The 13,726-nt window shown below is 64.3% G+C and carries 14 protein-coding genes; 10 read left to right on the top strand and 4 right to left on the bottom strand.

Annotated elements, in window-relative coordinates; all coding sequences use genetic code 11:
- Genes NKJ78_RS13660 through NKJ78_RS13645 form a run of 4 tightly spaced genes read left to right on the top strand, consistent with a single transcriptional unit; the run spans position 1 to position 3,461 of the window.
- Positions 1-843, top strand: coding sequence for a carbohydrate ABC transporter permease (locus NKJ78_RS13660; protein ID WP_023726308.1), 843 nt, complete (start codon positions 1-3; stop codon positions 841-843).
- 38 nt (positions 844-881) lie between these two features.
- A complete protein-coding gene (locus NKJ78_RS13655) occupies positions 882-1,703 on the top strand; it encodes a sugar phosphate isomerase/epimerase family protein (RefSeq protein ID WP_023738390.1) in 822 nt (273 codons plus the stop codon).
- Between the two features lie 4 nt (positions 1,704-1,707).
- Positions 1,708-2,433, top strand: a complete 726-nt coding sequence (locus NKJ78_RS13650; protein ID WP_023714874.1) for a ribulose-phosphate 3-epimerase — start codon at positions 1,708-1,710, stop codon at positions 2,431-2,433.
- The gene (locus NKJ78_RS13645; protein ID WP_023738389.1) at positions 2,433-3,461 is read left to right on the top strand and encodes an ROK family protein; all 1,029 of its coding nucleotides are present in this window, start codon (positions 2,433-2,435) and stop codon (positions 3,459-3,461) included. Before NKJ78_RS13650 ends, NKJ78_RS13645 begins: the two co-directional genes overlap by 1 nt.
- Before the next feature lie 77 nt (positions 3,462-3,538).
- Here the strand turns inward: NKJ78_RS13645 and frp are convergent, their stop codons facing one another.
- The 3 genes from frp to NKJ78_RS13630 form a co-directional block, all read right to left on the bottom strand.
- On the bottom strand, positions 3,539-3,874 hold the full coding sequence (frp, locus tag NKJ78_RS13640) for a fluorescence recovery protein (protein WP_023738388.1): 336 nt from the start codon (positions 3,872-3,874) through the stop codon (positions 3,539-3,541).
- A gap of 78 nt (positions 3,875-3,952) precedes the next feature.
- Positions 3,953-4,228, bottom strand: a complete 276-nt coding sequence (locus tag NKJ78_RS13635) for a hypothetical protein (protein ID WP_023729215.1) — start codon at positions 4,226-4,228, stop codon at positions 3,953-3,955.
- Between the two features lie 96 nt (positions 4,229-4,324).
- Positions 4,325-5,236 carry a LysR substrate-binding domain-containing protein gene (locus NKJ78_RS13630; RefSeq protein ID WP_023699792.1) on the bottom strand — a complete coding sequence of 304 codons (912 nt, stop codon included), beginning with the start codon at positions 5,234-5,236 and terminating at the stop codon, positions 4,325-4,327.
- Positions 5,237-5,338: 102 nt separating this feature from the next.
- Here NKJ78_RS13630 and NKJ78_RS13625 point away from each other — a divergent pair, with 102 nt between their 5' ends.
- The 3 genes from NKJ78_RS13625 (at position 5,339) to NKJ78_RS13615 (ending at position 7,530) form a co-directional block, all read left to right on the top strand.
- Entirely contained in the window at positions 5,339-5,974 is a 636-nt protein-coding gene (locus NKJ78_RS13625; RefSeq protein ID WP_352460147.1) for a DsbA family protein, read from the top strand.
- 52 nt (positions 5,975-6,026) lie between these two features.
- Complete coding sequence (locus NKJ78_RS13620; RefSeq protein WP_352460148.1) at positions 6,027-6,635, top strand: NAD(P)-dependent oxidoreductase; 609 nt, start codon at positions 6,027-6,029, stop codon at positions 6,633-6,635.
- A gap of 163 nt (positions 6,636-6,798) precedes the next feature.
- A complete protein-coding gene (locus NKJ78_RS13615; RefSeq protein WP_352460149.1) occupies positions 6,799-7,530 on the top strand; it encodes an SDR family oxidoreductase in 732 nt (243 codons plus the stop codon).
- Here the strand turns inward: NKJ78_RS13615 and NKJ78_RS13610 are convergent.
- A complete protein-coding gene (locus NKJ78_RS13610) occupies positions 7,481-8,413 on the bottom strand; it encodes a LysR family transcriptional regulator (protein WP_352460150.1) in 933 nt (310 codons plus the stop codon). The genes NKJ78_RS13615 and NKJ78_RS13610 overlap by 50 nt on opposite strands.
- Positions 8,414-8,677: 264 nt before the next feature.
- Here NKJ78_RS13610 and NKJ78_RS13605 point away from each other — a divergent pair, with 264 nt between their 5' ends.
- The 3 genes from NKJ78_RS13605 to NKJ78_RS13595 all read left to right on the top strand — a co-directional run bounded on the left by NKJ78_RS13605 (position 8,678) and on the right by NKJ78_RS13595 (position 13,569).
- The gene (locus NKJ78_RS13605; RefSeq protein WP_352460151.1) at positions 8,678-9,592 is read left to right on the top strand and encodes a dihydrodipicolinate synthase family protein; all 915 of its coding nucleotides are present in this window, start codon (positions 8,678-8,680) and stop codon (positions 9,590-9,592) included.
- Between the two features lie 228 nt (positions 9,593-9,820).
- Positions 9,821-11,683, top strand: a complete 1,863-nt coding sequence (locus tag NKJ78_RS13600; protein WP_352460152.1) for an ABC transporter ATP-binding protein — start codon at positions 9,821-9,823, stop codon at positions 11,681-11,683.
- Positions 11,683-13,569 carry an ABC transporter ATP-binding protein gene (locus tag NKJ78_RS13595; protein WP_352562476.1) on the top strand — a complete coding sequence of 629 codons (1,887 nt, stop codon included), beginning with the start codon at positions 11,683-11,685 and terminating at the stop codon, positions 13,567-13,569. Before NKJ78_RS13600 ends, NKJ78_RS13595 begins: the two co-directional genes overlap by 1 nt.
- Positions 13,570-13,726 lie beyond the last annotated feature (157 nt).

The raw sequence follows: 13,726 nt of genomic DNA, 5'->3' as shown, positions 1-13,726 counted from the left end.
ATGAGGAAAAGGCACACGCCGAAAGACAGGCTGATCACCGCCGCGCTCCATGTCGCGCTTGCCGCAGGGCTCTTTTTCGCGGCCTTCCCGATCTACTGGATGCTGAGCAGCTCGTTCAAGTCGAACACCGAAATCTTTGCCCTGCCGCCAACCGTCCTGCCGAAGGCCTTCACGCTGGAAGCGTATGCGGCCATCCTTGGTGATCCGGTAAAGCTGCGCTTCTTCTTCAACAGCTACTTCGTCGCCGGAGCAGTGACCGTGCTGACGGTGCTGATCGCCTTGCTGGCGGCCTATGGGTTCAGCCGTTTCAATTTCCGCGGCAAGGGCAGCCTCAACACGCTCATCATCAGCACGCAGACGATCCCGCCGATCACGCTTTTGATCCCGTTCTTCGGGCTGGTCGTCTCGTATGGCATCTTCGACACCTATGTCGCGCTGATCCTGACTTACCTGGTGTTCACGCTGCCCTATGCGATCCTGCTGATGACGGGATATCTGAACACCTTGCCGCGCGACCTCGATGAAGCGGTGGCTGTCGACGGCGGCACCAGTTGGACCGCACTGTGGCGGGTGATCGTTCCGATTTCACTGCCTGGTATCGTGGCGACGTCGGTCTACACCTTCCTGTTGTGCTGGAACGAATTTCTCTTTGCGCTGACACTGACGAAGTCGACGTCCATGCGCACCGTCCCGATCGGCATCCAGTTGTTGATGGGGCAACACGCCTTCGAATGGAACCAGATGATGGCGATGAGCGTGCTCGGCTCGCTGCCGCTCCTGGTCATCTACCTGGTTGCCCAGAGGTTCTTCCTCGCCGGCATGACCGCAGGCTCAGTCAAGTAGGATGTCCCTCCAACGAGGTGGAATCAAGGAATGAAAGGATGACCGTGAAAGACCTGAAAGTCGGCTGCCAGACCTTTACCTGGGAAATGCTGGGCGACCGCTTCGCCGGCGGCCCGGACGATCTGCTCAAGGCGATCGCCGATGGCGGCTATGCCGGCATCGAGATCACCGACACGATGATCGGCCGCTATGCCGGCAAGCCAACGGAGTTCGGCGCCGCGCTGAAGTCATCCGGGCTGACGCTCGTCTCCTTCGCCTTCGGCTCCAAGAGCGGTTTCACGCTCAGGGATGAGATCGGCGCCGACCTCGAGACCGCCAAACGCTGGATCGACTTCGCCGCCGCCTTTCCCGGCGCGCTGGTGTCGATGGGCTCGGCCACGATCGTTTCCGACGGGCCGCGCGACGACAAGTTTGCCATCGCCGCCGAGGTCTACAACAAAGCCGGCGAGCTCGGGCGCGAGGCCGGCGTCCAGGTCGCGGTGCATCCAAGCTCGCATCACAACACGCTGCTGTTCGACCGCGCCGACTACGACCGCATCTTCGGGCTGCTCGACGCCTCGCTGGTGGGCTGGGTGCCCGACACCGGCCACATCTTGCGCGGTGGCCAGGACATGGCGGATACGCTCACCACTTATCGCGACCGCATCCGCTATGTGCATCTGAAGGATGTCGACGCGAATGGAACCTGGGCGATGCTCGGCAAGGGCGTCTGTGACACGGCCAAAGTGATCGAGATCGCTGGTGCTGCACCCAATTTCAACGGCTGGCTGGTGCTGGAGGAAGAATCCGAAACGGCCGCCGCCGACCCTGCCGGCGCCGTCAAAACCAACCGCCAGACAATGCGCGGCTACGGAGCCTGAGACGATGACGACGAACAAGCCCCTGTCCGGCCCCGCCGCGATCGCTGCCCTGCCGCGCAACCGGCTGATCGGCGAGTTCTCGCTGTGGTCGGCCGACCTCGCCAACATGGAGCGCGATTTGAAGCGCATCGAGACCCATGCCGATGTCCATCATATCGACGTCGCCGACGCCCGCTTCACCCCTGGCTTCCTGTTCTTCCCGGACCTGGTGGCGCGCATCGCCAAGCTCACCGCGAAGCCGATCCATGTCCATTTGATGGTCGAAGCCGAGATCGTCGAAGAACAGACGCGCCAGTTCATCGAGGCCGGCGCCGACCTGATCAGCGTGCACGCCGAAAACGGCGAGACCGGCCTGCGCGCCGTGAAACTGGCGCATGAACTCGGGGCCGAGGCCGGCGTGGTACTGCGGCTGGAAACACCGGTCGCGGCCGTCACGCCCTTCCTGGCGGAAGTGGCGTTCGTGACGCTGCTCGGCACCTCCATCGGCGTCAAGGGCCAGAGCCTGTCGGAGCAGGCGTGTCCGCGCCTGATCGAGGCGCGCGCGCTGATGCGCAAAGCCGGCCGCGAGGCCGACATCGTGCTTGCCGCCGATGGCGGCATCCGCCACGAGACCGTGCCGCTGCTGCGCGCCGCAGGTGCGGAGACCGTGGTGCTGGGCTCGCTGGCCTTCGGCGATCCCGACCTTGCCCGGCGCATGGCCTGGCTGCACGGGCTGGAGGTCGCCGCCTGATGACCAAGCTTGCGCTCGCCTTCGATCTCGGTGGCACGGCGCTGCGCGGTGCGCTGGTCGAGAGCGATGGCCGTATCGTCGCTCATGCTTCGGCGCCGACGCTTGCCGGTGCGGGATCGGAGGCGGTGATCAGCCAGATCGTCGCTCTGGCAGGCACGCTCCTCAGGGAACACCCGCAGGCAAACGTCGCCGGCATCGGCGTCGGTGCGCCGGGGCCACTCGACCCCAAGGCGGGGATCGTCATTGCGCCGCCAACGCTGGCCGGCTGGCATGATGTGCCGCTGATCGACATTCTGGGGCGGCATTTCGGGCTGCCGGTGCGGCTGGAAAACGACGCCAATGCGGCGGCGCTCGGCGAATGGCGTTTTGGCGCCGGACGTGGCAGCGGATCGCTGGTGTTCGTGACTGTGTCCACCGGCATTGGCGGCGGCGTCGTCGCCGATGGCCACATCTATCACGGCAGGCGCGGACTGGCGGCCGAGATCGGCCACATGACCATCACCGGTGAAGGCGACCGCTGCTTTTGCGGCGCCATCGGCTGCTTCGAGGCCGTTGCGTCCGGAACCGCGCTCGGCCGCCGCGCCACGCGACTGACCGCGCCGGGCGACGGCTCGCTCTTACGACGGCTGTCAAATGACGGCGACGTCTCGGCCAGGCATGTCGTAGAGGCTGCCAAGGCCGGCGACGCCAACGCTCTCGAACTGGTCGAGGCGGAAGCACAATGGCTGGGCATCGGCTTCACCAATCTCTTGCATCTCTATTCGCCCGATCTGATTGTCATGGGTGGCGGCCTTTCCAACGGGTTCGACCTTCTGGCACCGTCGATCAGAGCGGTCATCCAGCAGCGGGCGATGCCGGCCTATCGCGACGTGCCGATCGTGCAGGCTGAACTCGGCGACCGCGCCGGGCTGATCGGCGCCGCCAGCCTGATCCTGTGGGAAGGCGAACCGGGTGCGCCGCTGGCGATGGCGCAGGACGACAAGGACAGAGGCGCGACCGCCGATGCCACGGAGGCACGCCATGGCTGAACTCGAGCTGCGCGGCGCGCGCGAAGATGGTGAATGGTCCAGTTTGAATGCAGCGCCAAGGTCCCCGAAGAGGACCCCTACCCTTCGCGATTCCAGCTGGCGTATTTTCGGATCGTTTGCCGCTTGTCTTCCGACAAGCCAACAAGGAGATTCTCCTCGAGATAGCCTTGCCGGATGAGATTGGCGAAGACCTGTATTAGCTGTGAATACCGATAGGCGAACATCTGGTCGATCTTCCGTCGCTGCTGCCGCAGAAAGTCTTCGACATCCCATATTTCGGAAGGCGTTGCCGCAACGTGGGCCCTGCTCTTGAGTTCAGCCAACGTCTTGTCGAGCGTCACCTTCAGCGCTGCGTCATGGGCAGTGCGGGCGACTTTCTTTTCGGACGGAGACCATTTCTCACCAGCGGTCATCGACTGTCTCTATCGTGTTCGCGGCGGCGTCAGCCGGTAAAACCTGCGACGCAGGACAACCCCGCCGTTGGGACCAATCTACTTTCCGCAATGGTGATCGTTGACCTTGTTCAGCGCATTCGCGTCCGGCCCGACCCGGTCGTAAGAGCACGGGCCGGCCGCCGTGGTGATCAGCATTTTGTCATAGTAGCGCGGGCCGCCGAACAGGGCGTAGATGAGGTCGCGATGGGCGGGGACGTAGCGTTCGGGTTCTGGCTGACGATGGCGATGCTTGTCCTTGGCGACAGCCGCTGTGGACAGGCTGCAGCCGACAGCGAGAGCGAGCATGCAGGTCGCAAAGATCTTGGTGGTCATCGGCAGTACCCCTTCTGACGGTTCGGAATCGCAGCATATCCAAAAGCGCCTGCCGAACAAAGGTTCCCTCGCCGGCATTGCCGGCCGGTGCCGAAATCAGCCCGCACTGCGCGCGCGCCGCCGTTCGGCTGCAACCAGGAGGTCGACGAAAGCGCGCACCTTGGCCGGCCTGAAGCGCGCCGGCGGGAAGACGGCATGGATGCCACCGGACGGCAAGGTCCAGTCCGCGAACACCCGCACCAGCCGGCCGCGCGCAATGTCGTCGGCGACACTGTAATCCGGAAAGATGCCGAGGCCGATGCCGGCCAGCACGCAGGACAGCACGCCTGGTGTCTTGTCGCAGCTGACGACGGGGTTGAGTTCGGCCAGCACCGTTTCCGTGCCCCTCGAGAACAGCCATTGGCCGACCCCGCGCAACTGGGCGTTGCCGACCCAGGGCAGCGACTTCGCCTGCCTGGGGCTGGCTTCCCCAGGCAGCCTGGCGGCCAGTTCCGGGCTGGCGACGACGAATTGCTGCAGGCTGCCCAGCCGCCGCGCCAGATTGCTGGAATCGGCAAGCCAGCCGACGCGGATGCCAAGATCGATCTGCTCGTCGACCAGGTTGCTGACCGCATCGTCGAAGATCGTCTCGACCCGCATTTTCGGGTATTTTCTGATGTAGGCGGCGATGGTCGGCGCCACCACCTTCTCGCCATAATCGAGCGGCGCCGTCAGCCGCAGCGTCCCCGTCGGCTGCGCCGCTCGCTGCGAAATGTCGCCATAGGCTGCCTCCGCCTCGCGCAGGATGATCGCGGTCCGGTCATAGAACAGACGACCCTCTTCGGTCGCCGTCACGCGCCGGGTCGTGCGCCGCAACAGCGTAGCGCCAAGCTCTTCTTCGAGCTTGCCGACCTGATGGCTGACCACAGCCTTGGCAACATCGAGACGGTCGGCAGCGGCCGTGAACGAGCCGGTCTCCACCACGGTGGCGAAGTAGACGAGCCGGTTGAGATTGAGGAGTTCGGTCACAGGCCGCTCATTGTCCGATTTCATCAGACAGTTTGTATGATTGATCGCTATTTTTCGCAAGCCGTCCAGCTGTCATCTATCGGGCAACAGAATGAGGCCGCCATGACCAATGTAACCCTAACCTATCTTTTCGACCCGCTCTGCGGTTGGTGCTATGGCGCCACGCCGATGCTGGATCGACTGGCCGCCGGGACCGCGCTCGAACTGCTGCCGGTGGGGCTTTTCTCCGGTGCCGGCGCGCGGCCGCTGGATGCAGGCTTCGCCGCCCATGCCTGGGACAATGACCAGCGCATCGCACGGCTGAGCGGACAGCGCTTCAGCCAGGCCTATCTCGACAATGTGCTCAATGTCAGCGGCACCTTGCTCGATTCTTCCGCTGCCACCATGGGCATCAACGCCGCCGGACTGGACGACTGGCGCCAGCGACTTGCGGCACTGAAGGCGATCCAGCATGCCCGCTATGTCGACGGCCGCGATATTGTGACGGTTGACGGCGTCGCCGCGGTACTGGCCGACGCCGGCATGAGCGACGCGGCAACGCTTTTGAAAGCGCCGACGCAGGCGTTTCTGGCGAAGCATGACGACCTGGTCAGCCGCGGGCGGACATTGTTCCAGCGGCTGCATGCCAATGGCGTTCCCGCGCTCGCGGTGATCGGCCAAACGGCGCCGCGCCTGATCGGCGCCAACGCGCTGTTCGGCAGCTACGACAATCTCGTCGCTCACATCGAGGCGGCGTAGTCCCAGAAATTCTCCCCAGACGAAATTCTCCCCAGACGAAAGGAAAATCCCCATGAAAATCGCACTTATCGGCGCGTCCGGCCAGGTCGGCTCGCGCCTGCTTAAGGAACTCTCCGATCGCGGTCACAGCATCACCGCCATTGCCCGGCATCCAGACAAGATCGCGGCACTTCCGGGCGTGACTGCCAAGAAGGGCGACGTCTTCGACAAGGATGGCATTGCCGCCCTGATCAAGGGTCATGACGCGGTGATCTCCTCGGTGCATTTCCTCGACAGCGATCCCGATACGCTCGTCGCAGCCGTGCGTGCTTCCGGCGTCAAACGCTACCTCGTCGTCGGCGGCGCCGGCAGCCTTGAGGTTGCGCCCGGCAAGCGCCTGGTCGACACGCCGACCTTCCCTGATATCTACAAGGCCGAGGCGCAGAAGGGCGCCGACTTCCTCGACACGCTGCGGACGGTCGACGATCTCGACTGGACCTTGCTGTCGCCTTCGGCGCTGTTCGTCGCCGGCGAGCGGACCGGCAAATACCGCATCGGCAAGGACACGCTGCTGACGTCCGACAAGGGCAGCAGCATTTCCTTCGAGGACTACGCCATCGTCATGGCCGACGAGATCGAAAAGCCGGCGCATATCAAGCAGCGCTTTACGGTCGGCTACTGAGCGCACTTCATTGACAGGCGGGCACTCGACGGAGCGGCCCGCGTCGGTTCCTATCGGCGATAGTGCCATCGGAGCCTCCGATGGCACTATCGCTTTCTTCCGTTTCCACTCCTGCCGCCGGTCTGCGACTCTCGCCGGAGCGGTTCAGGACAGGAACGGAAACATGGCAGACATCGCAAAATCGAAAATCGCTATCATTGGCGGCAGCTCCGGAATGGGGCTGGCGTTGGCAAGGCGGTGCCTGGACTCAGGCGCCGAAGTCATCATCGTCAGCCGCAGTGAAGCCAGGCTCAAGCGTGCCGGCGAGGCGCTGCAGAACCCTTCCGCTTTGAGCGCCGTCGCGGCCGATATCGCCAGGGAGGATCAGGTCGCTGACCTGTTCAAGCGAACTGGCCGGCTCGACCATATTGTCAGCACCGCCGCCGACATCGAAGGCGCCTATGAGCTATTGCCTTCAGTCGACCTGAAGGCGGCGCAGCGGGTCGTCGAAAGCAAATTCTACGGGCCGCTGCTGCTCGCCAAGCATGGCGCGCCGCAGCTTTCGGCCAACGGCTCCATCACCTTCACCTCAGGCATTGCCGCCTACCGGCCGGCGGCGCGCGGCTCGGTCGTTGCCGCTGTCAACGCTGCGCTGGAAGGGTTGGTGCGGGCGCTGGCGGTCGAGCTGGCGCCGGTCCGTGTCAACGCCGTCTCGCCGGGCTGGGTCGACACGCCGATCTGGAGTTTTGTGGCCGGCGACAAGAAGGACGAGACGCTCGATGCAATGGCCAGGCGCCTGCCGGTCGGCCGCGTCGGACAGCCGGACGACATTGCCGATGCCATCGCCTTTCTGATGGGCAACGGTTTTACGACAGGGACGGTTCTGCATGTCGAGGGCGGTCACCGGCTGATCTGAGCGCAGCGAAATTCCTGGCCGCGGCCGCCAGCAGCAGTTTCAGCGCCGGCGGCTGGACGCGCCGGCGGCGCCAGATCATGACCAGCGACGCCGTGCGGGCCGGACCCGGCCATGGCAATTCGACGATCTCGCCGCGATCGAGCGCGTCGGCAACGGCCAGCCGCGGCACCAGGCTCACGCCGACACCAGTCGCCACCAGGCCCCCAATGGCGCCGATGCTGCCGACTTCGGCGGCAAGTTCTGGCGCTGCAATCTCGGCAAAGGCAGTGTCGAACAGATGCCGGTAGACGCATCCGGTTTCCGTCACCACGAAACTCATCGCGGCGAGCGCGGCCAGGTCGTTCTGTCGCGATGCGGCCGCATGCTCAGCTGATGCGACAAGGACCAGCGGCTCGGCCAATATCGTGCGCCGGGCCAGACGTTCGTCCAGACCGCCCTTGTCGAAACAGAAGGCGACGTCGATCTCGCTCTCTTCGAGCTGCCGCAGCAGGGCATCGCTGCCGGCGATTTTCAGCCGCAGACCGATCTCCGGGTGGTCGCCTCGAAAGGCCGCCAGCCATTGCGGAAGTCTGACGGTGGCAATCGTCTCCAGCGCGCCGACCGTAACCGTTCCGGCGGTCATTCCCGTCGTTGCCTCGACGGCAATACGCGCCTCCTCCGCCAGTTGCAGAATCTCTTCCGCATAGGGTTTCAGCGCGTCGCCGGCCGTCGTCAGGTCGAGGCCGTGGCGCGAGCGGATGAAGAGGACGACACCAAGTTCGCTTTCCAGCGACTGGATCTGGTCGCTGACGCTCGACTGCGCCAGATGAACCTCCCGCGCTGCGCGGGTGATGTTGCGGTGCCGCGCCACGGCGAGGAAGGTCTTGAGCAATCGTGGGTGCATGCCGTTTCCGGATCTGTCTCTGTTCGACATTTCGGGCTTGGCTGGTCCACTTGCAACCCTGGTCCATTTGCAACCCCGGTCCATTTGCAACCCATTGACGCCGGCGTCATCTGGTTGCGGCAGACCGAAGGGCCAGAATTTCGCGGCAATGACCCGCAAGTTTTCCCACGGCCGGCGCGGTGGCCCAAGAGATCGCCTCTGGCAGATCGCATCGTACGTATGCTCTATGCCAAGCTGATTTCCAGCACCGATGGAAGGACCGACATGCCCCGCCCGCAAGGAACCATCGCCCCGATCCTGACGCCGTTCGAGAACGATGGCCGCATTGCCCGTGACCTGTGGATCTCACATGCCAAATGGGTGCTGGGCCAGGGCGCCCATTTGCTGTCGCCGTTCGGCACCACGGGCGAGGCACTGTCGCTCTCGCTCGACGAGCGCATGCAGGCGCTGGAATGGCTGGTTGCATCAGGCATTTCGCCGGGGCGCATGATGCCCGGCACCGGCGTCACCGCACTGCCCGAAACCGTCGAACTGTCGAAGCACGCGGTCGGCCTCGGCTGCGCCGCCGTGATGGTGCTGCCATCGTTCTTCTACACGGCCGCCGGGGACGATGGCCAGGCGCGCTACTACAGCGAGCTGATCGAAAGGGTGGCCAACCCGGCGCTGAAGATGATCCTCTACCACATCCCGCAGAACTCCGGCGTGCCGGTAAGCCCTGCCCTGACCGCCCGGTTGAGCGCGGCGTTTCCAGAGACGGTCGTCGCCTACAAGGATAGCGCCGGCGACTGGAACAACACGGCGGCGGTGATTGCCGCCGCACCCGACGTCGCGGTGTTCCCCAGCTCGGAGGCGCAACTGACCAAGGGGCTCGCCAGTGGTGCTGCGGGCTGTATCTCCGCGACCGTCAATCTCAACGCTGCGGCCATCCGCGCCCTCTACGACGCGACGATCGCTGGCCAAGACGTCACGGAAGCGGACGCCGCGATCAGGGCGTTCCGCAAGGTGATCCAGGATGCAGGCCTGATCCCGGCAATGAAGGCCGTGCTGGCGGTGCGCTCCGGCGACAAACGCTGGCTCAACCTGCGCGCGCCGCATGAGAATGCGACGCTGGAAAGCGGCAAGGCGCTGCTCACTGCGCTCGGTCCCGCGGCGGACCATATTGGTCGAGGTCGGGCATGATGGTGGCTGGTGCATGCTCGCATCTTTTCAATCGGCCTAAAGTGACGACCAGCCGCTTCTAACGCCGACTCGGGCTTAGGCAGCCGCGGACGATCAGCCTCTTTCAGGCACAGTGCGATACCGCCATTGGCCCTTGAACGGTCAAAATGGAGGCGTACCATCGCGGCATCTGAAACTGAGTCTTCTTCATTCGTCTGGGCTAATGTCCGGACCGGATTGGATATTTCCTTGGCAAGGGACGCAACCAGCGGCGCGGCGAAGCGCGGCAAATCGTTTGCCCATGTGGCGGAGGCGTCCTGGGGCAAGGGCCTCAGCACGCTGTTGCGCATCGTGCGCATGACGCTGCGCCATCCCTGGCAAGTTGCGATCACCATCGCCTCGACCTTCATTGCCGCGACGCTGCAGCTGTTCATCCCGCGCCTGCTCGGCCACGCCATCGACCAGGCGCAAGGCGTGATGGCTGGAGGCGGCGGCGCGGCGGCTGAGCAGGCGCTGTGGACGACGGCGATCACCTTGCTCGTCGTCAGCATTCTGCGCGGCCTCTTCACCATGGCGCAGAATTATTATGGCGAGGCCGTTGGCCACCGCACCGGCTATGAGTTGCGCCTGGCCTTCTACGAGAAGATCCAGCGGCTGAGCTTTTCCTTCCATGACCGGGTGCATACCGGCGACCTGATTACGCTTGGCCTGCTCGACCTCGACGGCGTGCGCATGTTCTTTTCCACCGGCATATTGCGCGTGGTGCTGCTCGGCGTGCTGATCGGCGTCGGCTCCTATCTCCTGATCAGCACCGATCTCGAGCTCGGGCTGCTCAGTCTGAGTTTCGTGCCGTTCGTCGCCTGGCGCTCCTCGGTCACACAGCTCAGGCTGCGCAGCACCTGGCTGACGCTGCAGGAGCGGCTGTCAGTGCTGAGCCGGGTGATGGACGAGAACCTCGGCGGAATCCGCGTCGTGCGCGCCTTTGCGGCGCAGCGGCATGAGCTGGAAAAATTCGACCGCGCCAAGAAGTCGGCGCTGGAGCTTGCCGACCAGCGCGTCGACATCCGCGTCTCCAACACCAGCGCCATGAATTTTTCCTTCCTGGCTGCCATGGGCCTGGTGCTGTGGTTCGGTGGCCAGAAGGTGATCGCGGGCCAGATCAGCGTCGGCACGCTGGCGCAGTTCCTCACCTTCATGACCATCCTGCAGATGCCGGTGCGCCAGCTCGGGCTGATGGTCAACTCGTTCGCCCGCGCCTCGACCTGCGGCACAAGGCTGTTCGAACTGCTTGACGCCGAACTTGACATCGAGGATGCGCCTGATGCCAAGGATCTCGTGGTCACCGAAGGCGTGCTGCGCTTCGACAATGTCGGCTTCCGCTACGCGGGCGCCGGCGGCCGGCCGGCGCTGTCGGGCATTTCCTTCGAGGCCAGGTCCGGCGAGACCGTCGGCATTGTCGGCCCGCCTGGCGGCGGCAAGTCGACCATCGCGCATCTGATCCCGCGCTTCTACGACGTCACGTCGGGCGCGATCACCATCGACGGACAGGATATCCGCGAGGTGACGCTGCAATCGCTGCGCAAGGCGGTCGGCGTCGTGCAGCAGGACGCCTTCCTGTTCACCACCTCGATCGAAAACAACATCGCCTATGGCAATCCCTGGGCGCGCGAGACCCGCATCGGGCAGGCGGCTGAATACGCCCAGCTGCACAATTACATCATCGGGCTTCCGGCCGGCTACACCACGGTCGTGGGCGAGCGCGGCTCATCGCTTTCCGGCGGCCAGCGGCAGCGCCTGACCATCGCCCGCACGCTGATCCTGCGGCCTTCGGTTCTGGTCTTCGACGATTCCACCGCGGCTGTCGACGCCGGCACCGAGCAGCGAATCCGCACCGCGATGAAGCGTTTCGCCAAGGACCGCGTGACGCTGATCATCTCGCACCGGCTGAGCTCGCTGATGCATGCCGACCAGATCCTGTTCGTCGAGAATGGCCGCATCGCCGAGCGCGGCACGCACCAGGAATTGCTGGCGCTCGGCGGACGCTACCGCGCGCTTTACGACCTGCAGCTGCGGCCGGACGACGATTTGCCGGTGGCGGTGGGAGCCGCATAATGTCGACACAGAACGACGACCAGAAGGAAGACACCAGCCGGCGGCCCACCAGGGCCGTCGTCGGTTCGCACCGCGACGAGGAAGAGGTCTTCGGCAAGGTCTACGATCCGCGTATCGTGCGCCGCATCTTGAGCTTCGTGAAACCGTATCAGGGCCGGATCTTCATCTCGGTGGCCGCCGTGCTGGTGTTCACGCTGACGCAATTGGCGATCCCGCTGGTCATCCGTTACGCCATCGACCACGGCATGGCGGCGGGCAAGGCCGACAGCTCCGTCATGAACTGGGCGATCGGTGCCTTCACCCTGATCATCCTGATCAACTATGCCGCCAGCTATATCCAGGAAAGCGTCGTCGGCAAGGTGGCCGAGAATGTGCTGTCGGATTTGCGCCGCTCCATGTTCAGCCATCTGCAGCGTGTGTCGCTGAGCTTCATGGACAAGACCGAAGTGGGACGGCTGATGTCGCGCCTGCAGGGCGACGTCAATTCCATGCAGGAATTCCTCGAGACCTCGGTGATGTCGGTGGGCGACATCGTGCTGCTGTTCGGCATCGTCAGCGTTCTGTTGTGGCTCGATTTCCGGCTCGGTCTGCTGACGCTGTCGACCATGCCGGCGTTGTTCATCGTGCGCCTGTTCTGGCTGCCGCGTGCCAAGGTCGCCTTCATGGCCGCGCATGAGACCAACTCGATCGCCAATGGCGCGCTGGCCGAAGGCATCCATGGCGTGCGCACGGTGCAGAGTCTCGAACGCCAGCACGTCAATTTCGACCTCTATGACGAGAAGGTGCTGGCCAATCTCAGGGCTCACCTGACCTCGGCCAAATATGCGCAGGTGATGGTGCCGATCGTCGACACGCTGACCGGCATTGCGATGGCGACGGTCATCGTCGTCGGCGGTTCGATGGTGCTGTCGCACAGCCTCGACATCGGCGTCATGGTGGCGTTCCTGTTCTACATCCAGCGCTTCTTCGACCCGATCCGCTCGCTCACCATGCAGTACAGTGTCATGCAGCGCGCAATGGCGTCGGGCCAACGCATCTCCGAAGTGCTGGACGTGCCGGTCGATGTCAGCGACAGACAAGGCGCGGTGGCGCTGACGCGCGACATGGACGGTTCGGTCGAGTTCAGGAACGTCACCTTCGGCTACCGGCAGAACCAGCCGGTGCTGAAAAACATCTCCTTCCGCGTCAATCCGGGCGAGACGGTTGCGCTCGTCGGCCCGACCGGTTCGGGCAAGTCGAGCTGCATGGCGCTGGTGCACCGCTTCTATGATGTCTGGTCGGGCGAGGTGCGGGTCGGCGGCCACGACGTGCGCGACGTGACGCAGGATTCGCTCGGCGACCAGGTGGCGATGGTGTTGCAGGAGCCGTTCCTTTTTTCCGGCACGGTGCTGGAGAACATCCGCTACCACAAGACATCGGCTACCCGCGAGGAGGTGGTGCGCGCCGCGCAGGCCGTCGGCGCGCACGACTTCATCAAGCATTTGCCCGATGGCTACGACACCGAGCTCGAACAGCGCGGCGGCAATCTGTCCCTCGGCCAGCGCCAGCTGATCAGTTTCGCCCGGGCGCTGGTCGCCGACGCAAAAATCCTGGTGCTCGACGAGGCCACGGCGAGCATCGATTCCTACAACGAGATGCTGATCCAGAAAGCGCTGGTCACGCTGCTGGAGGGGCGCACCGGCCTGGTCATCGCCCATCGGCTGGCGACCATACGCGGCGCCGACCGCATCATCGTTTTACAGAACGGCGAGATCGTCGAAAGCGGCAACCACGAGCAGCTGATGGCGGCCAAGGGCCTCTATGCCAGGCTCTACAACATGAACTACGCATCGTTCGACGATATTGCCGAGGAAGACATAGGCGCGCCGGCCGGCAAGGCGACGTGAGCTGCTGCCGGTTCAGCTCGACTGGAAATGGTGCGGGGCCAAAACTCGTCGTCGACCAATTCGGCTTCAGATGTCGACACGTTTCAGCTCGCCTTCCAGCGTAAGCCCGGCGTCACGCCTGCCGGCGTGTTCGGGTGGACGAGCCGCCGGTCGCCTT

The sequence above is a fragment of the Mesorhizobium sp. M0037 genome, assembly GCF_040323635.1.
Classification (GTDB): domain Bacteria; phylum Pseudomonadota; class Alphaproteobacteria; order Rhizobiales; family Rhizobiaceae; genus Mesorhizobium.
Note: the sequence above shows the minus strand (reverse complement) of the source record. Positions and strands in the feature narration are given on the sequence as shown.